At 38.8% G+C, this 22,057-nt stretch carries 16 protein-coding genes and 2 riboswitches; of the genes, 11 read left to right on the plus strand and 5 right to left on the minus strand.

The window, feature by feature from the left end; all coding sequences use genetic code 11:
• Window positions 1-21 precede the first annotated feature (21 nt).
• Complete coding sequence (locus tag PHT93_RS02160; RefSeq protein WP_300238917.1) at window positions 22-2,904, minus strand: PD-(D/E)XK nuclease family protein; 2,883 nt, start codon at window positions 2,902-2,904, stop codon at window positions 22-24.
• A gap of 239 nt (window positions 2,905-3,143) precedes the next feature.
• Here PHT93_RS02160 and PHT93_RS02165 point away from each other — a divergent pair, with 239 nt between their 5' ends.
• Window positions 3,144-3,932, plus strand: a complete 789-nt coding sequence (locus tag PHT93_RS02165) for an aspartate dehydrogenase domain-containing protein (protein WP_300238918.1) — start codon at window positions 3,144-3,146, stop codon at window positions 3,930-3,932.
• On the opposite strand, the gene PHT93_RS02170 is transcribed toward PHT93_RS02165, so the two are convergent.
• Window positions 3,915-4,799 carry an NAD(P)-dependent oxidoreductase gene (locus PHT93_RS02170; RefSeq protein WP_300238921.1) on the minus strand — a complete coding sequence of 295 codons (885 nt, stop codon included), beginning with the start codon at window positions 4,797-4,799 and terminating at the stop codon, window positions 3,915-3,917. The two genes, PHT93_RS02165 and PHT93_RS02170, sit on opposite strands and share 18 nt — an antisense overlap.
• Window positions 4,800-4,814: 15 nt before the next feature.
• Window positions 4,815-6,974 carry a tetratricopeptide repeat protein gene (locus PHT93_RS02175; protein WP_300238923.1) on the minus strand — a complete coding sequence of 720 codons (2,160 nt, stop codon included), beginning with the start codon at window positions 6,972-6,974 and terminating at the stop codon, window positions 4,815-4,817.
• Between the two features lie 83 nt (window positions 6,975-7,057).
• On the opposite strand from PHT93_RS02175, the gene lepA reads away from it, so the two are divergent.
• The 10 genes from lepA to glmM all read left to right on the plus strand — a co-directional run bounded on the left by lepA (window position 7,058) and on the right by glmM (window position 18,232).
• Window positions 7,058-8,845 (plus strand): translation elongation factor 4, encoded by a 1,788-nt coding sequence (gene lepA, locus PHT93_RS02180; protein ID WP_300238926.1) that lies wholly within the window; start codon window positions 7,058-7,060, stop codon window positions 8,843-8,845.
• Between the two features lie 248 nt (window positions 8,846-9,093).
• Window positions 9,094-10,401, plus strand: coding sequence for a hypothetical protein (locus PHT93_RS02185; protein WP_300238928.1), 1,308 nt, complete (start codon window positions 9,094-9,096; stop codon window positions 10,399-10,401).
• Window positions 10,402-10,473: 72 nt separating this feature from the next.
• Window positions 10,474-12,054: an outer membrane protein transport protein gene (locus tag PHT93_RS02190; protein WP_300238930.1), complete on the plus strand. Its 1,581-nt coding sequence runs from the start codon at window positions 10,474-10,476 to the stop codon at window positions 12,052-12,054.
• Between the two features lie 207 nt (window positions 12,055-12,261).
• Window positions 12,262-12,855, plus strand: a complete 594-nt coding sequence (locus PHT93_RS02195) for a sigma-70 family RNA polymerase sigma factor (protein ID WP_300238933.1) — start codon at window positions 12,262-12,264, stop codon at window positions 12,853-12,855.
• Window positions 12,856-12,932: 77 nt separating this feature from the next.
• A complete protein-coding gene (locus PHT93_RS02200) occupies window positions 12,933-13,106 on the plus strand; it encodes a hypothetical protein (RefSeq protein ID WP_300238936.1) in 174 nt (57 codons plus the stop codon).
• A gap of 72 nt (window positions 13,107-13,178) precedes the next feature.
• Window positions 13,179-13,829: a ribulose-phosphate 3-epimerase gene (rpe, locus tag PHT93_RS02205; RefSeq protein WP_300238938.1), complete on the plus strand. Its 651-nt coding sequence runs from the start codon at window positions 13,179-13,181 to the stop codon at window positions 13,827-13,829.
• A gap of 22 nt (window positions 13,830-13,851) precedes the next feature.
• Window positions 13,852-15,120, plus strand: a complete 1,269-nt coding sequence (locus PHT93_RS02210; RefSeq protein WP_300238941.1) for a ComEC/Rec2 family competence protein — start codon at window positions 13,852-13,854, stop codon at window positions 15,118-15,120.
• Between the two features lie 38 nt (window positions 15,121-15,158).
• Entirely contained in the window at window positions 15,159-16,208 is a 1,050-nt protein-coding gene (locus tag PHT93_RS02215; RefSeq protein ID WP_300238943.1) for a bifunctional oligoribonuclease/PAP phosphatase NrnA, read from the plus strand.
• A 53-nt stretch (window positions 16,209-16,261) separates the two neighbouring features.
• The gene (locus PHT93_RS02220) at window positions 16,262-16,828 is read left to right on the plus strand and encodes a DUF4827 family protein (protein ID WP_300238945.1); all 567 of its coding nucleotides are present in this window, start codon (window positions 16,262-16,264) and stop codon (window positions 16,826-16,828) included.
• A 15-nt stretch (window positions 16,829-16,843) separates the two neighbouring features.
• Window positions 16,844-18,232, plus strand: coding sequence for a phosphoglucosamine mutase (gene glmM / locus PHT93_RS02225; protein WP_300238948.1), 1,389 nt, complete (start codon window positions 16,844-16,846; stop codon window positions 18,230-18,232).
• Between the two features lie 60 nt (window positions 18,233-18,292).
• Here glmM and gpmA read toward each other — a convergent pair whose 3' ends face one another.
• Both gpmA and PHT93_RS02235 read right to left on the minus strand, forming a co-directional pair.
• Window positions 18,293-19,039, minus strand: a complete 747-nt coding sequence (gene gpmA, locus PHT93_RS02230) for a 2,3-diphosphoglycerate-dependent phosphoglycerate mutase (RefSeq protein ID WP_300238950.1) — start codon at window positions 19,037-19,039, stop codon at window positions 18,293-18,295.
• A 371-nt stretch (window positions 19,040-19,410) separates the two neighbouring features.
• A complete protein-coding gene (locus tag PHT93_RS02235) occupies window positions 19,411-21,207 on the minus strand; it encodes an Ig-like domain-containing protein (protein ID WP_300238953.1) in 1,797 nt (598 codons plus the stop codon).
• A 271-nt stretch (window positions 21,208-21,478) separates the two neighbouring features.
• A riboswitch (cobalamin riboswitch) is annotated at window positions 21,479-21,679 on the minus strand.
• 36 nt (window positions 21,680-21,715) lie between these two features.
• A riboswitch (cobalamin riboswitch) is annotated at window positions 21,716-21,919 on the plus strand.
• Window positions 21,920-22,057 lie beyond the last annotated feature (138 nt).

Raw genomic sequence — 22,057 nt, forward strand, 5'->3', positions numbered from 1 at the left:
TATAAATATAGGTATAAATAATTAGTTTTTTTCGCAGATATTCTTGAACGGACAATAGATGCAGGCCTTGCCGGTTGGCGTTTGTATAAAGGGAATTTCGGGTGAGAATATCTGATCTAAACATCCCCTGAACCCTTCTTCAAATTCTTCGATGTAGTCTGTGAAATTCGTTACTGCTTCTAATTTTCCTCGTTCAACGCGATGGTAAACAGATGGATCAAAATTGTCAGTAAATAAAGTGCGCAGATAGTAGATCGTTGGCTGCACAGTCACGGCTCGTTTTTCTTCTGCATGATACATCCAGGAATACATAAATACCTGCATAATCGCTTTGGGGCGGTCTTTTTCTTCGAGGTTGAAGAGGCTGTCTATGCTGTTGAAAACAGAAAGACCATTGCCACTTTTATAATCTACGATACGAAGCAGACCTCCGACTTCATCTATACGGTCGATAAATCCTTTTAATGCGATTTCATCTCCGTTTGTCAGTTTGAAATCGGTCTTTATCTTTCTTTCCGATTGGATATACTGAAAAGGAGTCAGTTCGCTGTCACGAGCCAGTATCTTCAGCACATATTTACGGATCATTTCACCGATCAGGTAGTTTTGTCCTGTAAGCGGACGAATTTTATCTGTCTTGAAAAACTCATTTGTGTAGGCTTCTGTGATTACATTCGTCAACATCCGTTCGTCTTTACGAATGATTTTTAGCAAGTCGGCTGTTATCATCTGACCACAAAAACGTTTGTAAAGTACTTCCATCACTTTGTGCAGAATACTTCCGAACATACTGCTCTCAACCGTTTCCATCACTTCTTCCTCTTCCTGAACAGATTCCACAACGGAAAAATAGAACTTTAACGGACAATCTAACCAGGTGTTGATCGCACTTGCCGAGAGAGCCCGCTCGCCACCTTTACGGAATGCCGCTAAACGGGTAAGAATTTCGTCCGTTTTCCGAATCGTAATAGGAGGTGTTTTAGAAGAAGCCACGTTGTAAACAGCGAGTTTACGCTCCAGAGCTTCCCCGTAATGATAATGTAGTTGATGAACAAAACGACTGATTTCTCCGGTCTGTAATCCGCTACCACTACGCGTATCATAAAGCAAGGTTACTTGTTTAGCCCGATGGATAAGTCGGTAGAAATGGTATGCCCAAACACTGTCCTGATGTTCATACGTGGGTAATTCAAAGCCCCTTCGTAGATTATACGGGATAAAGGAATTGGGCGCACTTCGTTTGGGGAATATCCCTTCATTCATAGACAGGATAATTAATCGATCAAAATCTAATGCGCGGGTTTCCAGAACTCCCATCACCTGCAATCCCGATAGTGGTTCACCGTGAAAAGGAATCGTGATTGTATCCGTCACCCGTTTGACAAGGCGGAAGTAAGTGTCGATCTTCATGTTGATCCCAGTCGTAATCAATAACTCTTTCATCCGGTTTACTGTCGTAAAATAATAGAAGATAAACTCTTGCTCCAAATCATTGATAGACATGGGTGAGTCTTCTTCATTTTCCTTTACTGCTTCCCGGCTAATCGTTTTATTCAGTACTTTCAATACCTTGATCAGATAGTCAGAGAATTCACTTACATCCTGAAACGTAGAAAATAAGACCTCTAACAGCGGAGTAACTGTCAATTCACTTGCCTGAATATAAATCCGGTTATATTTAATGATCTCCTTCAGTAAATTGGTGACTACCGGAGGATTCGATCCGTAAACATATTGATGATTCAGAACCGGCAACACATCGCGGAAATAAAAAGTGGGTTTACCTTCCGTGAAGCGTATGTTTTTTTGTAAAGTAAGAATGCTCTCCATCAAAGAAGCTACCGGAGTACCCGTCAGAGGATAGCCCATCGTTACATTTACGCGTTTGATGTTTTCCGGAATGGAATTCAGTACAGGAATCAACATTTGTTCGTCCGGCAAAACTACAGCCGTACGAAGCGCCTCTTCCGCATCCAGATCTTGCAGTCCATAAGCCGATAAAAGTTCGTAGATCTGTTTTGCCTGACCCACAGCCGAAGGAATACCGATTACCTCTATGGCAGGCGTATTCTTTTCTTCTTCCGGCAGGCTATAAAACGAAGGATACCGTTTCCTGTTACGTAATGCAAAAAATGAAGCTTTGTTACTCTCATCAAGCACCTTTGGTGAAGCATAATCCCAGTAGAAATCAGCCAATTCCCGTTTCTGCAGCTCATCTAAAAAATACTCTTCCGATTTAGATAAAGCATTAAGTCCCACAAAAATAATCTTATCATAAGGCAAGGTTAAATCCGCCCCACTTTGCAGCTGCTCTACTACCTGACGGAAGATCATTCCTTCATAACCTTTACTTTCCGCTCTCAATTCCTCTTGTAAGCGCGTGTAAAGAGGATAAAGTATTTCCCAAAGAGCAAGAAAACTCTTCTGATTCGGAGTGTCACCTTTCGGTTGGAAAGAAGACCAGAATGTACGGATGGCCGCAATCTGTTCCGGATCAAGATACGTGAAATCATCCTCTAACTGTTTCAGGTCGGTCACATTAGTAAAAAGCATACGCGCATTAACCATATACTTATCCACATCATCGAAATCACTCAACAACATTTCGCCCCAATACAGAAAATCATCAAAAGCCTCATCCGACCCGCTTATCTCCCTATATATATTGTATAATTTAAACAACAAACTAATTTTATCAGCCGGTTGTATATTTGCGAGCTTCACAAACAAGTCATTGATGGTAAGTACAGCAGGAGAAAAAATAGGCTTACCCGCAATTTCCGACAGATATTTCTGAAAGAACAAACCCGCACGGCGGTTAGGGAAAACAAAAGCTAAACGACTGATCTTACCTTTGTATTCCGAATAGAACAAGGACGCAATTTGATAGAGGAACGGTTTCATTACAACACGATTTAGAAACAAATATACAATGAGTACACCGTAAAAAGTGTTTTATTCAAAAAAAATTAAAGGCGCCTGGAAACGAATGTTGAGGCGCCTCAACTTTCGTTTCCAGGCGCCTCAGCAAACAAGTTGAGGCGCCTCAAAATTTCCGGAAGTACTATTTGTGGCTCAGGTTTTAAGTGTAAACAATTCAAAATCAATTTGATCTCTCTTGAAAAAGGGTTATATTTGTTCGCATGAAGACGTTAGTTATTGTAGGGTGTGGACGATTAGGCGGTATAGTTGCTGATGCTATTGTCAAAGGATTATTGCCGGAGTATAATCTGGTGGGTGTTTATTCTCGTTCAGTTGATAAAGCTGAACGTATGGCTTCATTGATGAAACAATACGGAAGAAAATGCAGAGTAACTTATTCCATAGAAGAGCTGTTCGCTTTAAAGCCTGACTATCTTCTGGAAGCAGCTTCTCCGGCTGCAATGCGGGAACTTGCTTTGCCTGCGTTAAGGAATGGAACTTCAATTGTTACCCTGTCTATTGGGGCTTTTGCAGATGACGATTTTTATCATGAAGTGGCTGATACGGCAAAGGCCAATGGGGCACGTGTGTATATTGCCTCTGGTGCTACAGGAGGCTTTGATGTGCTTCGTACGGCTTATTTGATGGGGAATGCGCAAGCAAACTTCTTTAACGAAAAAGGACCGAACGGTCTGAGAGGCACATCCGTTTATTCGGATTCGTTACATACAGAGCAGAAGATTGTTTTTAAAGGAAATGCGGAAGAGGCCATTGCGATGTTTCCAACGCGGGTTAATGTGACGGTTGCAGCTTCAAGAGCTTCTGTAGGACCGAAGAATATGCAGGTGACTATGCAGTCAACGCCTGATTTTGTAGGGGATACACAGCGAGTCGAGATAAAAAATAATCAGGTGCATGCTGTCGTCGATGTGTACAGCGCTACACCTGATATTGCGGGATGGTCAGTGGTGAATACACTGATTAATATCGTATCACCTATTGTATTCTGATAAATTGGCTAAGACTTTTTCGCTTAACCGGTCGAACGCCTGACGGGTTCGTCCGGTTGAGGTTTCCATACAACGTACATGCGGATGGGAGAGAAGATGATCTCCTCCTAATGCCCCTGTACTATCACAGAAACAAAGATTGTCTTGCTCTATCCACTTGATAAAAGGTTTTTCAGCCCAGGCGGGAGATAAGCCGGTATTGAATAGGATTTTTCGGTTACCTAATGCTTTGAATTCCTCCCCGTGGAGTAAAACCGTGTTTTTGTTGAGACAACAACAAACCATCTCGCTTTGATTAAGCAATTCTTTCAACGGCAAGAAACGATAACCTTTTGCCTTAGCTTCTTGTTTTTCACTACGCGCATAATACATAATCTCTGCACCAAAGAACGTAAGCGCATCAGCAATCATACCACCTAATTTTCCAAGTCCTACGATACCGACTTTCAGTCCAGTAATCTCACGTGGCATGCCGTCCCATGGTTCCTGTCCGAAACCGTGAAGACAACGTACTAATTCGCTGATCACATATTCAACAACGCCTTCATCCCCGTAATCCCTGATTCCGGTAACCGTAATTCCCCGTTCGTTTGCATAAAGAATGTCCACGTTAGCACTCTCCGGTGAATAGAGAGAACAGCACATTCCGATATAGTTCACATTCGGACATCTTTCCAATGCCTGGCGTGTAAGCCGGGACGTATAACTTAGTAATACGGCATCCGCATCGCCAATACGGGAAACAATCTCGTTGTCATCTGTAGGTATATCATCATACATGATTACTTCTTTCGCAAAGGAATATAGTTTCTTCTCAGCCGAAGGAATAAGGCTGACGGGTTCAATAGCAACAAGTTTCTTAAACATGATTATTTTGTGTTTTTAAAGCGAATACAGCACTTGATCCAGTATTAAAGGAAATTCATTTTCTTCGATGCCGGCAAGAAGTAAATCTTCCTTGTCTTCATAAAACAACTCTTTGAAGCGATGAAAATTTCCTCCTTCAAGTTGAATTGTCTTTTTGTAATACTCAGATGCCCCTTTCAGGTTTTGTAACGCCCATTCCGTATGTCCTGCGTTGAGGTAATCCTGAGAAGAAGGGGATTCGTCTAATATCTTTTTGTAATAATTCTTAGCCTGATCATATTTACCAATCAAGAATGAACACCAAGCAATCGGACGCCATGTTTTATGACTCTTACTATCTATATAATCTACTTTATAATAATATTTCAAGGCTTCATTGTATTCCTTTAATTCAAGATAACAATGCCCGATGCTACTAAGAATAGACAAATTGTCAGGTTGCATTTTATCGTATCTTAAATAATATTTCAATGCGCTTTGTGGCTCTTTCATTGCTTTATAGCAAAATGCAATTCGTCTTGTCAACCATTTGTTGTCAGGAGAAAGAATATCGGCATGAAGATAATCTTCCAATGCCTTCTCGAAGTCTCCGTTCATCTGATGGCAATATCCTGTTTTCTGGAACAAGACGGGATTGTCCATTTGTTCATTTGCTAATCTATCGTATATAGCCAATGCGTCATTGAAATAATTTTTTCTGAGATAATATTCTGCGATGATCGTAAGACTTTCTTCGTCTGATAAATACGGTCTTAGAATATCTAAATTATGAAAATCGAGTGGCAAATCGAATATATCATTGAAGTCAAGATGTGCAGGAAGCAACTTGTAGAAACGATATAAATCCTGAACATATTGGCTTGTGATGGTTGAGGTTGTGTCCATGTTATTGAGTAACTCTTCCTTGTTCTGTCGCATCATTTCCTCTACTTGCCCACTGAATTGTCCCATCATCATTGAACGATGACTTTCAGGAAGCTGCATGACACTGAAAAAAAGCGAATACTTGTCGGAATTACACATGAATGGAGCTGTTTCCAGCATGCTTAATATCGGGTCGGGCTTTTCTGTTGAAGGCACTGACGGGCGCAATAATGACAGATTTGCAGAAAAGGGCAAGAACCAATTGGCTATTTTAGAAAAGAATGAGAATGATTTCAAATGAGAAAAAGTGGAATGCATCACGTCTGCACCTTCTTGCTGCAGTTCACTAAATTCTTCTATCTTTTTGTTTAGTCCGCTACCTTCCATCATTTCCATCCATTCCGGATTCATACCTTCCGTCATCTGTTCCGGATTGATATCTGTCAGGTCTGTCTTTTTATTTATTCTCGCATTCAGCTTTAGCATTTCCGGGATAATTTCATCTTGCAATTTGCGCGTAATCTTTTCAGTTTCCCGTGCAAGAATAAAACGTAATGTTATTGTTCGTACTATTTTGACAAACTGGTCATGCTCAGAAAGAATACTTAACCGGTCATAAATAGAAGGGTAGAGTGTGATTCGTTTTTGATATATATATAATGTAAGCAATAATCCGATATAAGCCCTTATTCTGATTTCGTTGTTTGTTTGCGATGCTGCAGTAAAAAGCAGCATGATTTTGTTAATATCAAACATCGTCTGCAAACCAAGTGTAAGGGCGGAAACAATCTGACATCCCACTTGATGAGGCAGGGTCGTATCGTTTAATATATCTTTGATTTCTTCTGCTGCCGGAATCGTTAAAGCATCAGAAAGCCATAAGCGATTAAATAAGTTCGTCAACTCATCTTCATATCCTGCCTGATTTTGGAGTTCACTCATTAGCTTAATTTGCTTGTGAGTCTCTGCGTAGGCCGGGAAGATCGTTTTATCAGTGTTACGAAGATGCGTATAATAACTTAAGGAAGATACTTCACTCAACAATACTCTCTGTATCGTATCCGCTAATTCGTAGGTCTGTATCTGAAGAGTTTTGTAGATATGTTCCTGCATCGGATCTTTTGCCCCTTCGGAACGATAGCGAAGCATGTTGATATAAGTGTTTTGGATTTCATCTAATCTGTCCTGAAACGAATAGACCCTACTTCCGGATATAAGTCCTTGCAAGGTGTCTAATGCGTTTTTCAGCTCTTTATTATCCAATGCTCCGATTGCCCGATAACAGGCTTGATTTATTTCTTGTTGTGTCATATTCCTATAATAATATGGTATGTCAAAAATATAGTTTTTAGCCTAAAATTCCTATCTTTGCGCACTTATAATAAAATTAGCAGATGAAGAATATTCGCAATTTCTGTATTATTGCCCATATTGACCATGGGAAAAGTACCTTGGCCGACCGTTTGCTTGAGTTTACTAAAACCGTTGAAGGCAAAGATTTACAAGCGCAAGTCTTAGACAATATGGATTTGGAACGCGAACGTGGAATTACTATCAAAAGTCATGCCATTCAAATGAAATATCATAAAGACGGAGAGGATTATATCCTGAATCTGATTGATACTCCGGGGCATGTGGACTTTTCATATGAAGTATCCCGTTCAATAGCTGCCTGTGAAGGAGCTTTACTGATCGTGGACGCAGCGCAGGGAATTCAGGCTCAGACTATCTCTAATCTGTATATGGCTATTGAGCATGATCTGGAAATTATTCCGGTCATAAATAAGATAGATTTGCCGAGTGCAATGCCGGAAGAGGTGGAAGATCAGATTGTGGAATTGCTTGGTTGTCCGAGAACAGATATTCTTCGTGCAAGCGGTAAAACGGGTGAAGGCGTTTATGAAATTTTAGACGCAATCATTCATAAAGTTCCGTGTCCGAAGGGTGACCCGGATGCCCCGCTTCAATGTCTGATTTTTGATTCTGTGTTTAACTCCTTTAGAGGTATTATTGCCTATTTTAAGGTGGTAAACGGAGTGATAAGAAAAGGTGATGAAGTGAAATTTATTGCTACTGAAAAAGAATATGAGGCTGACGAAGTAGGTGTCTTAAAACTTACAATGTCTCCACGCGATGAAATTCGCACCGGTGATGTGGGGTATATTATTTCCGGAATAAAAACATCAAAAGAAGTTCGGGTAGGAGATACGATAACGCATGTGAAAAATGGTGCTAAAGAAGCGATAGCCGGTTTTGAAGAAGTAAAGCCAATGGTGTTTGCGGGTGTCTATCCTATAGATAGTGAAGATTTTGAGAATCTTCGTTCTTCTTTGGAAAAGCTTCAGCTAAATGATGCTTCTCTGACGTTTCAACCGGAGAGTTCTGCAGCTTTAGGTTTTGGTTTCCGTTGCGGATTTCTTGGCCTTTTACATATGGAGATTGTACAGGAACGTCTGGATCGAGAGTTTAATATGGATGTGATTACAACTGTTCCAAACGTATCGTATAAAGTATATGATAGGAAAGGGAATTGTACGGAAGTGCATAATCCGAGCGGTTTACCTGATATTACGTTGATTGACCACATAGATGAACCTTATATCCGTGCCTCTGTGATTACGAATACAACTTATATCGGGCCGATTATGACTCTTTGTCTGGGTAAGCGTGGTATTCTTCTGAAGCAGGAATATATATCCGGCGATCGTGTTGAGATACATTATGATATGCCCTTAGGTGAGATTGTGATCGATTTTTACGATAAGCTGAAAAGTATATCTAAAGGTTATGCGTCTTTTGACTATCATTTGCATGATTATCGCCCAAGTAAATTAGTTAAATTGGATATTTTGTTGAACGGTGAATCAGTGGATGCATTATCTACGTTGACTCACTTTGATAATAGTGTAAACTTTGGGCGTCGTATGTGTGAAAAGTTGAAGGAACTAATTCCAAGACAACAATTTGATATAGCCATTCAGGCGGCCATCGGAGCAAAAATTATCGCTCGCGAAACAATTAAAGCTGTTCGGAAAGATGTGACTGCAAAATGTTATGGTGGGGATATCTCGCGTAAACGTAAACTACTGGAGAAACAGAAAGAGGGAAAGAAGAAAATGAAACAAATTGGTACAGTAGAAGTTCCCCAAAAAGCTTTCCTTGCCGTTCTTAAGTTAGATTAACAGTCTTGTATTGTATAGGGTGCAGCGTTTTTATTCATTTTATTATCTATCTTAATATAAGACAACTGTTGAAAATATAGTTAAAGTATATATAAATAATTGATTTATATATGACTTTATTTATATTTGTATAGGTTCGGTGTAGGGAAGATTTAACTGTTGTAACATTTCGATTAAACTTTATCCTATATCTTCAGTCTAAAAAATAAGAATTGGTTATTAACTAAATTAAAGAGGAGAAACAAAAAATGAAACCTATGAAATTAACATCCTTATTGATGATGCTTCTGGCTGCAATGAGTGTTGCCGCACAGGATGAGTTTTTCGATGATGTGTATTTCTCTTCAAGCAAAGACAAGAAACAAGATAAGATTGTAGAAGAGAAGGTTGTTACCCAATCTCGTACGCAAACAGTTGCTGTTCCTTCAACAGAACGAAGCGTGGATGAGTATAACCGTCGTTATGTTCCTGAAGATGATTACACATATGATCGGACTGATACATTAGTAGTGGAAGAAAATGGTCGCAGATCCGATACGGAATATACTGAACGTATAATCCGTTATCATTCGCCAAGCAAAATAACAATTGCCGGAGCAGATCAGATTGACCTTTATCTGAGTGATGGTTATTATGGTTATGGTTATGAGGCCTATGATAATGGTTACGGAGGAGCTAATGTAGATGTAAATATTAATATTGGAAACACCTGGGGAGGCTATGGTGGTTGGTATGATCCATGGTATTATAGCTATAGGCCTTGGGGATTCTATTCATCTTGGTATCGCCCGTCTTATTGGGGATGGGGATTTGGATGGGGAGGCTTCTATGCTGGTTGGTATGACCCATGGTATTATGGCGGAGGCTGGTACGGCCCGTCTTATGGCTGGTACGGTGGTGGTTATTATGGAGGTGGCTATTATGTTGGCGGTTATTACCATCATCGTCCACATTACGCTTCAACTAACCGGAATTATTACAATGGACATAGAGCAGCTGCCGGAAGAACTAATCGTACCGGAAATTCTGCTTATAGTAGTACCTCGCGTTCTTCTTCAAGAAGCTCAAATGCAAATATCAGCAGGAACAGGTCAACTTCTCTAAGATCAGAGAGTATAAATTCAATGGACAGAATGAGCAGAGAACGTAATAGTGTACGTTCTGGTTCTTCAACAAATTCAACCAGAGAGTCTGTACGCTCTTCAAGTACACGTACTCGTGAATCTGGAACATACAGATCCGGTTCTTCTTCAACAAGAAGTCAACAACGAGTGGCTACAACAAGATCCGGTAGTTCCAGTGACCGATCTGTAGGAAGATCTTCAAACCGAAGTAGCAGTAGCCGTAGCTATTCAGCTCCAAGTACAAGAAGTTCGAGTTCTGAATCATATAATAGTAATCGTTCTTCATCTAATAGCTCACGTTCTTATAGCACTCCTTCTTCTTCAAGTAGTTCTCGCTCAAGTGGTAGCTATAGTAGTGGTGGAGGTAGTAGTCGTTCTTCTTCGTCTTCTTCCGGTGGCGGAGGTCGTTCCGGTGGTGGACGTTCCAGATAAAAAAACAGTGAGATTTTTTATAAAAGGGCATGTTTCTATGCCCTTTTAATGTTGAAATAATAATATAAGGTGATGAAAAAGATTGTAAGTAGTATATTCGTGTTAGTCTCTTTTATAGGAGTAAATGCATTTGCACAAGGAGAAATGGATGCTTATAAGTATTCACAGCAAGACTTACATGGAACGGCTCGTTATTCAAGTATGGCGGGAGCCTTTGGGGCTTTAGGTGGAGATATTTCGGCGATGACAACAAATCCTGCAGGTTTAGGTATATATAGAAGTTCGGAAGTAGTGGCAACATTAAATCTTTCTTCCATAAATGCTAAAACAGATTGGACGGGTTCTAAGATAGATCAGAAAAAAACAAAGTTTAACTTTGATAATATAGCCTATGTAGGGTATTTTCCTACAGGGAACTATTCGGGGATAAAAGGATGGAATGTCGGTTTTGCTTATAATCGCGTGAAAAATTTTAATCGTCGCTATCGCATGTCGGGAACACAACTTTATTCTGTAGCAGATTATATAGCTGATATTACGAATTTATATGCTGCGGAAAATAGTTCATATACCGGCGATAATTTATTGCATACGGAAGACTATAATCCTTATAATAGTTATAATCCTATATCTGTGATAGGATATAATGCCGGCCTTATTGGATCTCAAGCCCCTTCTCAAACTGGTGGTTTCTTTAATGAATTTGGGGATGATAGTGGTCTTTGGCCGGTGGAATCTGCTGACTTAGAAGTAATCGAAAAAGGAGCAATCGACAGATATGACATTTCATTTGCAACGAATATTTCCGACATCGTTTTTCTTGGCGCAACTGTCGCTTTAACAGATGTTGATTACAGCTATAGATCTTATTATACGGAAACATTTGGTCATGGTGATTATCTGAATCTTGATAATGGTCTTTCTACAGAAGGAAATGGTTATTCTTTTAATGTAGGAGCAATTGTAAGACCTATTGACTATCTTCGTTTAGGAGTTGCCTATAATTCTCCGACCTGGTATAAGTTGACGGATTACTATTCAAGTGTAGCTGAGTCTCGCATTGGTGATACGAAGCCTTGGGTAGAGGAAACTCCCGGAGGAGTGACTGACTATAAGTTGAGAACGAATGATCGTTGGATATTCAGTGCTGCAGGAATAATAGGACAATACGGTTTGATTAGTGTTGACTACGAACTGAATAATTACAAAGGAATGCGTTTGTCAGATCTTGATGGGCGTGATTACTTCGATAATGATTTCATTAAAGAAGACTATAAAACTTCCGGAACATTACGTATCGGTGCTGAAGCCAAAATAACTCCGCAATTCTCGATTCGTGCCGGCGGAGCTTGGGTAAGCAGTCCGGTGCAAAGTCAGGTAAAGAATGGTGAGGTTGAGATTATAACTTCTTCAAGGACTATACCTCATTATACTGTGGATAAAGGAAAAAATTATTATACGGTTGGCTTTGGTTACCGCTTTACTCCTCGTTTTTATGCAGACTTGGCGTGCGTGTATAAAGAACAAAAGGAAGATTTATATGCTTTCTCTAAAACGATTGGAGATGATAATTTACCTTATATAGACTCAACTCCTTCTTCGTTAAAAACAAATACCACCCGTATTTCGTTAACATTAGGATATAAGTTTTGATATAGCACAAACAAAGGTTTGTCAGGAAATGTCCCTGATTTGTACTGGAAAGTACGGATTAGGGACATTTTTTGTTGAATCTTGTCTGAAAAGTTGTTTATTCCAAATTTATGTTGTTTTTTTGTGATTAATAAATATTGTATAACCATTCAAAATTCAATTGCCTATTGCATAACATTACTTAATAGAATCTTAAATTAAAAAGTAATGAATACATTGAAGAAGATGACTGATGAAGAATTAGTTGTCATTTATGCGGAAGGTAATAATACCGCTTTTGACGTTCTTTTGAATCGTCATAAGAATACTATCCATTCATATATTTATTTCATTGTACGTAATAAAGACTTGACGGAAGATATCTTTCAAGAGACTTTTGTGAAGGCTATTGTGACTATTAAACAAGGACGTTATACCGAAAACGGAAAGTTTAAGGCATGGATTACGCGTATTGCCCACAATCTTATTATTGATAATTTCCGTCAGGAACGTAGCGAAAATACCATTTCGAATGATGATGTTGAAATGGACTTATTCAATAACATGAAGCTTTGCGACGGTACAGTGGAAGATCGTTTAGTGAATCGTCAGGTTCTATCCGATGTTAAGAAGTTGGTAAAGCATCTTCCGGATAATCAACGTGAGGTTTTAGAGATGCGCTACTATCAGGATTTAAGCTTTAAAGAAATTGCCGACATGACCGGTGTGAGCATTAATACTGCTTTGGGGCGTATGCGCTATGCAATCCTGAACATGCGTAGAATGGCAAGCGAAAATCAAATTGAGTTATCTTTGGCATAAATAATTTCGTAAAAAGATAGTACTCATACAATAAGCAAGTTAAGGTTGCGTTTAGTAGGTATAAAATAAATTAGCCTATGAAGAAACTTTCTACTCATTGTATGGATGATATGAACAATAAAAAAGGGAAAGAACTTGAAGAGAAAAGTTCTCCGCGAAAAAAAACAATTGATTTTTTAGCCCAGTTTGCACGGGTATATTGTTCGGAAAAAACATTAAACGCGGGACATTGTGGTTTTGTCCTGAATTGAAAAGACAAGAAGAGAGATTCGTATGAGTCTCTCTTCTTTTTTTCTTACATTTGTATTAAATATAATATGGCTATGAAACATTTAGTGGCTCCTTCGTTGCTTGCTGCCGATTTCCTCCATTTAAAAGAGGATATAGAGATGGTGAATGAAAGTTCTGCCGACTGGCTGCATATGGATATTATGGATGGTGTTTTCGTTCCGAATATATCTTTTGGTTTTCCTATACTTGAGGTGGTTAATGCCGTGTCCAAAAAACCTATGGATGTACATCTTATGATTGTAGAACCTCAAAAGTTCGTTAAAGAAATAGCTGCTACAGGTGCTTATATGATGAACGTTCATTACGAAGCCTGTACGCATCTACATCGCGTAATAGGAGCTATTAAAGATGCCGGAATGAAAGCGGCGGTGACATTAAATCCTCATACGCCGGTTCTTTTGCTCGAAGATATCATACAAGATTTGGATATGGTATTGCTTATGTCTGTGAATCCCGGCTTCGGAGGGCAGAAATTTATTGAACATTCTGTAGAGAAAACAGCTGCACTTAAAAAGATGATTACAGATAGAGAACTGAAAACCTTAATCGAGGTTGACGGTGGAATCAATCTGGAAACAGGAAAGCGCTTGCTAAAGGCTGGTGCAGATGTGCTTGTTGCCGGTAATGCCGTATTTAAAGCAAAAGATCCCAAACAGATGATTGATGAGCTGAAAAAACTCTGACCTACGACCAACCAAAACCTACATGATAAACGAATTGCAGAAGCGACCATTTACCAGGCCGCTTTTAGTCTGGATTATAGGAATCTATCTTTATGTCTTCTTTCCTGTTGAACAGGTTTCTTCCCTTTTACTCTTTCTTTTATTAGGAATGCTTGTGTTTTCTCGCGTAGGAAATCATCCACATTATAATTCTCGTTGGCATTGGGGGATGTCTTTTTCTATTCTGCTATTCGTTACATCAATTCTCGTTTCAGCAATGCGTGATATATGTCAGGACGGAAATCCCTTACTGCCATTTTTGACAGACTTTGCGACGGATGCAAGAACTGACTTGTTGACCCGTCTTGAACGGTTGCAGCTCTCAAAGACTTCCCGTGATGTGTTGGGAACAATGTTGTTAGGGAATGCTACTGTTATTGAACGAGAAGTACGTGTGCAGTTCTCCGTTACCGGAGTTGCTCATATCCTTTCCGTCAGTGGCTTTCATGTGGCAGTTGTTTGCGGTTTCATCTCTATTCTATTAAAAGCCTTACCCTCCGGATCCCTTTTTCGATGGACTAAATATATAATAATGATGCTACTCCTCTGGAGTTTTACATTGATTTCCGGATTGGCTCCGCCTTCTGTCCGCGCCGCAATGATGCTATCATTCTTTCTTACCGGGCAAATGATCAATCGTTCGACCGATGGATATAATACCTTAGCTGCTTCAGCCTTTATTATGTTGGTTTACAATCCGTTTTATTTGTTTGATATCGGATTCCAACTTAGTTATATCGCTGTTTGGTTTATCTTGTTGCTTCAGCCGCCTTTGGAACGATTACTTGAGATACGTAATCCTTTGCTTAGTAAGCCTTATGCTTGGATTACAGTATCATTAGCTGCGCAAGCAGGTACAGCGTTCCTTTGTTTATATTATTTTAGTCAGTTTCCGACTCTGTTTCTGCTGACCAATCTGCCATTTTCGTTAGTAAGTCTGTTTCTTATTCCTTCAGGACTTGTCTATATGTTGCTTCCCGAAGGTTTCCCGGGAATTGTATTCTTAGAACGAGCCATAGAATGGATGACTAATTTGTTGATGTATATTGTAGAATCCTTCAGCATATTTCCCTGGGCAGCATTTGTAATTCCGTTTGATTTCTTTGATTTGATCTTGGGCTATTTGTTCCTGTTTTTGCTGATCTTTTTTATTTATCGCAAGCGGCCTGCGTTTCTTCTCCTTTCATTGTCGTTTTTAGCTTTGCTGCTAATCAAATTACTTATAGAAACTCTTTGGTTTTCCGCAACATAAAAAGTAGTACATTTGTAGAGTAAAACAAAGTGGATAGTATGATCACAAAGATAATTTCTGAAGAAAAGATTCAAAAAGCGAAAAAATACGTTGAAAAAGGCGATAATTTCGTGATTGTTACTCATGTTACGCCGGATGGAGATGCTTTAGGGTCATCTCTTGGCCTATATCATTTTTTAGTAGAATACGGGAAAGAGAATGTTACAGTAATCGTTCCTAACGATTTTCCGCAGTTTTATAAATGGATGCGTGGAACAAAAGACATTATCATTCACGAAAAATACCCGGACTACGCAGAAGAGCTGATACAGAATGCCGACGTACTATTCTGTCTTGATTTTAACGATCCGAAACGGATTGAAAAGTTAGGAGGCCCTGTTGTTGCTTCCGAAGCCCGTAAAGTAATGATAGACCATCATCTGAACCCCGCAGATTTTTGTAGGGTAACGATGTCTTACCCCGAAATGTCATCGACCAGTGAGATGGTTTTTCGTTTTATCTGCCGGATGGGATTCTTTGACTTGTTGAATAAAGATGCAGCAGAGTGCATTTATACGGGAATGATGACTGATACCGGTTCTTTTACCTATAACTCTAATCAGCCCGAAATCTACGTAATTATCAGTGAGCTGTTGAAAAAAGGCATAGATAAAGATTTGATATACCGAAGAGTTAATCAGGTATATTCAGAATCACGCTTACGATTGATGGGATATGTTTTATATGAGAAAATGAAAGTTTATCCCGAATCTAAGGCTGCATTAATCACGCTTACACAAAAAGAACTGAATCAGTTTAATTATGTAACCGGAGATGCTGAAGGCTTTGTGAATTTACCATTAAGTATTGAAGATGTAGAGTTCAGTGTCTTTATACGAGAAGATAAAGACTATCTGAAAATTTCACTTCGTTCAGTTGGAAATTTTCCTTGTAATCTTTTTGCCGAGAAATATTTTAACGGCGGCGGACACAAAAATGCTTCGGGAGGAGAGTTTTATGGTAGCTTAGAACAAGCAGTTGCTGTTTTTGAGGAAGGTTTGTCCTTATTTAATCCTAATAAATCGGAAGAAATCAAACCAAATGAATGAAGAATGACAGATATTACATACATTTGTCTCATTGATAAATAAATAAAAAATAGATGAAGAAAGGTTTTGGCGTATTGGTGATGGTTGTAGCAGCAGTTTTCGTAGTGTCTTCATGTAGTAAAAGTCAACGAACCTATACGGAAATGCTGAAAGATGAGCGTAAAGCAATACAGAGATTAATGGATAGTTTAGATATTAAAGTAATTGATGATTATCCTACAAACGGTGTTTTTGCAGAAAATGAGTTCTATAAAACTGAAACAGGCTTGTATATAAACGTAATTGATTCAGGGAATGGGAATAGGGCTGTTTTAAATCAAACATCTGTGTTGACTCGTTTTGAATTTGACTATATAAGTGCTGTTTCTAAAACCTATTACACAATTGACGGGTTTGAAAATACCTTTTTTCCATTGGTCTTTACTTATGGAGGAAGTTTAACATCGGGAGACTACTACCTGTCTGATTATTTTTCTTCCGGTATGGTGGAACCACTTCAATATGTGGGTGATAGTTCTTATGTAAAACTGATTATTCCTTTTAAAATTGGCAGCCAAACTCAGCAAACGGGTGGGGATCCAATTTTCTGTAAAAAACTCAGATATATTTTCGAAAAATAATATCACTTAAAAGCTATGACGTTAATTAAATCTATTTCAGGTATCAGAGGTACTATCGGAGGTGCGCCCGAAGACGGTTTAAGTCCGTTAGCCATCGTAAAATTCGTATCTGCTTATGCCGTATTTATCAGAAAACACACAAAATCAACAACCAACAAAATTGTCGTTGGACGCGATGCCCGTATATCCGGCCCAATGGTAAAACAAGTTGTGTTAGGCACACTTACCGGAATGGGTTTTGATGTTGTGGATATTGATCTGGCGACTACTCCGACTACCGAGTTTGCCGTTATTCAGGAAAAAGCTTGCGGAGGAATTATTCTGACAGCAAGTCATAATCCCAAACAATGGAATGCACTAAAGCTTTTAAATGAACGCGGTGAGTTTTTGAATGCTGCAGAAGGAGCCGAAGTACTTCGCTTAGCTGAAGCGGAAGACTTTAGTTATGCAGATGTGGATAGTCTGGGGAAAATAATTCCGGATAATACCTACAAACAAAAACATATTGAGAGTGTCCTGAACCTGGATTTAGTAGATATCAAGGCGATTGCAGGTGCTAATTTCCGTGTAGCGATAGACTGTGTAAACTCTGTCGGGGGAATTGTTTTACCTGATTTATTATACGCATTAGGAGTTAAGGAAATATTCAAACTCCACTGTGCGCCTCATGGTAATTTCTCTCATAATCCGGAGCCACTACCTGAACATCTGACGGAAATATCAGCCTTAATGAAACAGGCAAAAGCAGATGTAGGATTCGTGGTAGATCCCGACGTTGATCGTTTAGCGATCATCTGTGAAAACGGAGCCATGTTTGGCGAAGAATATACGTTGGTTGCCGTAAGTGACTATGTGTTAAGTAAAACGCCGGGTAATACGGTGAGTAATCTAAGTTCAAGCCGTGCATTGAGAGATGTAACCCATTCTTATGGTTGTGAATACAATGCCGCAGCAGTAGGAGAAGTCAATGTAGTCACAAAAATGAAAGAAACGAATGCTGTGATCGGTGGTGAAGGCAATGGTGGTGTGATCTATCCTGCCAGTCATTACGGACGAGACGCACTGGTAGGTATTGCTCTTTTCCTGACTCATTTAGCAAAGAAAAAGATGACAGTCAGCGAACTACGCGCAACCTATCCTCCTTATTTTATTTCAAAACAAAAAGTAGAATTAACTCCAGATATAGATGTTGATGCTATCCTTGCGAAAGTAAAGGCACAGTTTGCGCAATATGATATAACAGATATTGACGGAGTGAAAATTGACTTTCCGGACAAATGGGTTCACTTGCGTAAAAGTAACACAGAACCTATCATTCGTATCTATTCCGAAGCGCACACCATGAAAGAAGCAGAGGAAATAGGAGGGCAGTTGATTCAAATAATCAAGGATATGTGTTCATAAATTCTTGAAAAGAGGAATAAAAAATCGCGATCTTAACAGGACCGCGATTTTTTTTGTTTTTTATTTCTTCTTACCTTGATTAGCAACAGCCTCCATTAGCTTTTTTATTTCTTCAGGATCACCGAGGAAGTAATCCTTCACTAAATTCAGATTGTCGTCAAATTCAAAAACATAAGGTACGGCTGTAGGCAAGTTTAGATGAACGATTTCTTCGTCAGAAATATTTTTCAGATACTTGATAATACCGCGTAAGCTATTACCATGTGCCGCAACAAGCACCTGGTCAGCATTCTTCAGCGTAGGGAAGATTACTTCTTTCCAATACGGAAGAATACGAGCAACCGTATCTTTCAATGATTCCGTAGCAGGAAGATCAGCTTTAGCTACCCCCTTGTAACGGATGTCATTACCCGGATGACGAGGATCGCTTTCTGCTAATGGATTAGGAGCAATGTCATAACTTCTGCGCCAGATCAAAACCTGCTCATCTCCATACTTTTCTGCTGTTTCAGCCTTGTTAAGACCTTGTAGATCACCATAATGTTTTTCATTCAGTCTCCAGTTTTTTTCAACAGGAATCCAGTCCAGATCCATTCTGTCCAAAACTACGTTAAGCGTTTTAACAGCACGTTTCAGATAAGAAGTATAAGCCTTGTCGAAAACATAGCCTTTTTCTTTCAATAGATTACCAGCTTTAGTTGCTTCAGCTACTCCTTTTTCTGTAAGATCTACGTCTGTCCAACCAGTGAATCTGTTTTCCTGATTCCATACACTCTCGCCGTGGCGGATTAGTACAATCGTCTTCATTCTTTACTTGATTTATAACTTATTTAATATTAATACTAAAAATCAATTTTTATTGAGCACATGACTTGTTCATGTCTCTGCAAAATTAACAATAATCATCTGCAGATAGTTCTACCTATTTATTGGTATTTTTAGTCTCATGCGGATGAATATTTATACCGTTTGCTAAAACGAGAAAAAGAGTAGAAACCGTGTTTTTTCAACCTGCGGATCGATCCATAATGGCTCGTAAAAATGCAGAAAGTATTTCGATTGAAAATCAATTAAAAAATACGCGTAAAAATATAAAGGATATTTTTGCAAAAATATCCTTTATATTTTCGAAAATAACCTTTATATTTTTTTCTTTATTCTAATCGGTTAAAAATCTACTATTGAACAACAAATTTAAATGTATTCTTTTCACCCTGCTTCGTTCCGGATAATACATAAATACCTGAAGATAGATTTATCTTATGTGAATAATCATCGCCAGCTACTTGAATCGCATTTACGATACGCCCATCCAGTGAAATAACACATGCTGTATAACCGTCCATGTTTCTGATAATAAGATTGCCATCTTTATAATAAGCTGATGGGGTGATTAGGTTGACTGTTTCGTTTGAGACAGCATTTGAGAGTTGAGTTTCCATTGTTGCAATTACAATGTCTTTATTGTCTTTATGTTGAACAGCCTCTATTTTAACTAAATAATCAAACTTAATGTCTTTTCTGGTTAAGGTTACAGATAATTGATTAGAAGAGCCATTCTGACTTTTCATCTGTTCTGTTATATTCCCATTTTCATCAAGAACATAAGATGATTCTAAACCTGGCTCATCATCCTTTAAACTATATAAATAAACATTATAGCTGTTGGCTTTTTCTACCTTAGTGAAATTTAGTGTAATTTCGGAGTCATTTGATAATTCTATCTCAAAAGGTATCTTTCCAATAACGGTAACATATGAAATGCTGGTATGTCCTCCATCTTCTGTTGTTGCACGAACTTCAGTTGTTCCTCCTTGTATGGCATGGATGGTTCCATATTCATTTACTATTGCTACAGATGGGTCGCTACTGCTCCATGTTATATTCTGATTATCAGAATTGTAAGGAAGTATCGTGACTCCAAATCTAAATGTTTCTTCTTCTTCTAATGTTAAAATTGACGGGCTTATATTAATGCTTTCTACATAAATTATTTTGCGATTTACTGTAATCACGCACGAAGCGCTATAATCTCCGTCAACTGTCGTGGCAGTGATTGTTGTTTCTCCTACTGAAATAGCAGATATAGTACCAGATTCACTAACACCTACTATTTCAGGATTTGAGCTACTCCAAATCAGTTCTTTATTTGTTGCGTCCTCCGGAGAGATTGTAGCTGTAAGAGTGAAACTGTCACCGGTTTCCATGGTTAATGTTTCTTTATCCAATGATATTCCTGATACTGGAGTTGGCGGAGGAAGTGCAGCAACAAACGGAGCTTTAGGAAGCGTGCCTTCCCAACTTTCCCATCCATCTTGATATCCCCATCCATCGACACTACCATTTTGTAATTCTCTACTTGAAGCACCCAATCCTGAATAGGCAAAGTCATCCTCTAAATTATCCTTTACCTGATAGCTCCAATAGCCTTCATACCAGCCACTTCTCCAATAATCGGCAGGATCGGATGTTGTCCAGGAATCATAATTATAAGCATTTGTGGTAACAGTACCATTTTCCGGACAAATAGGATTATCGGTATCTCCATCATAATAAAGACATTGAGAGCCTTCCCCATCAACATCATACCCAAAACCTGCAATTGTGTTACCCATCGGACCTGTAGCGTGAGTCAGGAAGGTAAATCTTGGGTCTGCTGCAGCAATAGCCAGAACCATATCAATTCCATAGGCAGTTCCATCCCATTTATAACCCCAGACTAAAGTTTGGCTACCGTCTAAATACCAATCAATGACTAATAGCGCTTTGTTTTCTCCTTCACCGACCCAGAATTTGACATCATCAAATGTAAATCCGTCATTGCTTCTTAATGTAGGTGATTTATTCTCTTTTGAAAGAGTTGAAATGCTAATATCAGGGCGAGGTTGTCCCTGAACATGATAGACTTTTTCTTGGGAATGCAAAGTCCCCAGACATACTGTAATGAAAACAAATAGAAGTAAAAGTTTTTTCATTATTATAATAATTAATTGTTAAAAAATAATTCAACTGTTAAAGCCACAATTATATGCTACTCCATTTTTACAAGACAGGAAATACACAGACTATAGTCTTTTTGGTTAAACACTATAGTCTTTTTAAAAAAACACTACTGTCTTTTCAAAAAAGGCCTTTAGGCTTAATATGTTAAAAAGAAGCCGAGTCTGATTTTAATGACATTCGTCACTGATTATTTTTCTTTTAATCGTACAATCGGCTTATTCCACTACAAATCCCGTTAGGTGGAATATAATTCACATGTATGGCAGGTCTTCTGACTTACTCAACTTCAGAGCCGCCTTCCCGTCTATTGTAAAGACAGTGGCATAGGTATTGTCTGAAGTATTGGATGAGCTTACAGCAGCGGGTCTGTCCGGGATTTTCACCCGGTTCCCTTTTAATCGCCGTTCCTGAACAGGTGGGCGAACCAATACGATGACAAAGGTATAAATCTTATTCAAATAAAGAATGTAAAGTTTTTATTATCTTTACATCAGTTTTGGTGATGATCTTTGTTTTCCAAAGAATCATTGAAAAGGGAATCAGGTGAAAGTCCTGAACAGACCCGCTGCTGTAAGCCCTGTTTTTATGTTGAGACATTCTTCAAGCCACTGTTCCGGAAGGGAATGGGAAGGCAGTCTTCAACAAGGGTAAGTCAGAAAACCTGCCAGAATGTTTATGTTAAAAGCTTTCGTGGAATAGAGCTTAGGACAAACTGATGGGACAAATGATTTCCCCACTATAGTTTATCTTTTATCAAACTCCGGTAATCTGTTGCAGATCTCGAACGAAAGCGGTTAAAAAATGGTTTAAGCAGCTTTTTAT

Source organism: Massilibacteroides sp. (assembly GCF_028705895.1).
Classification (GTDB): Bacteria; Bacteroidota; Bacteroidia; order Bacteroidales; family Tannerellaceae; genus Massilibacteroides.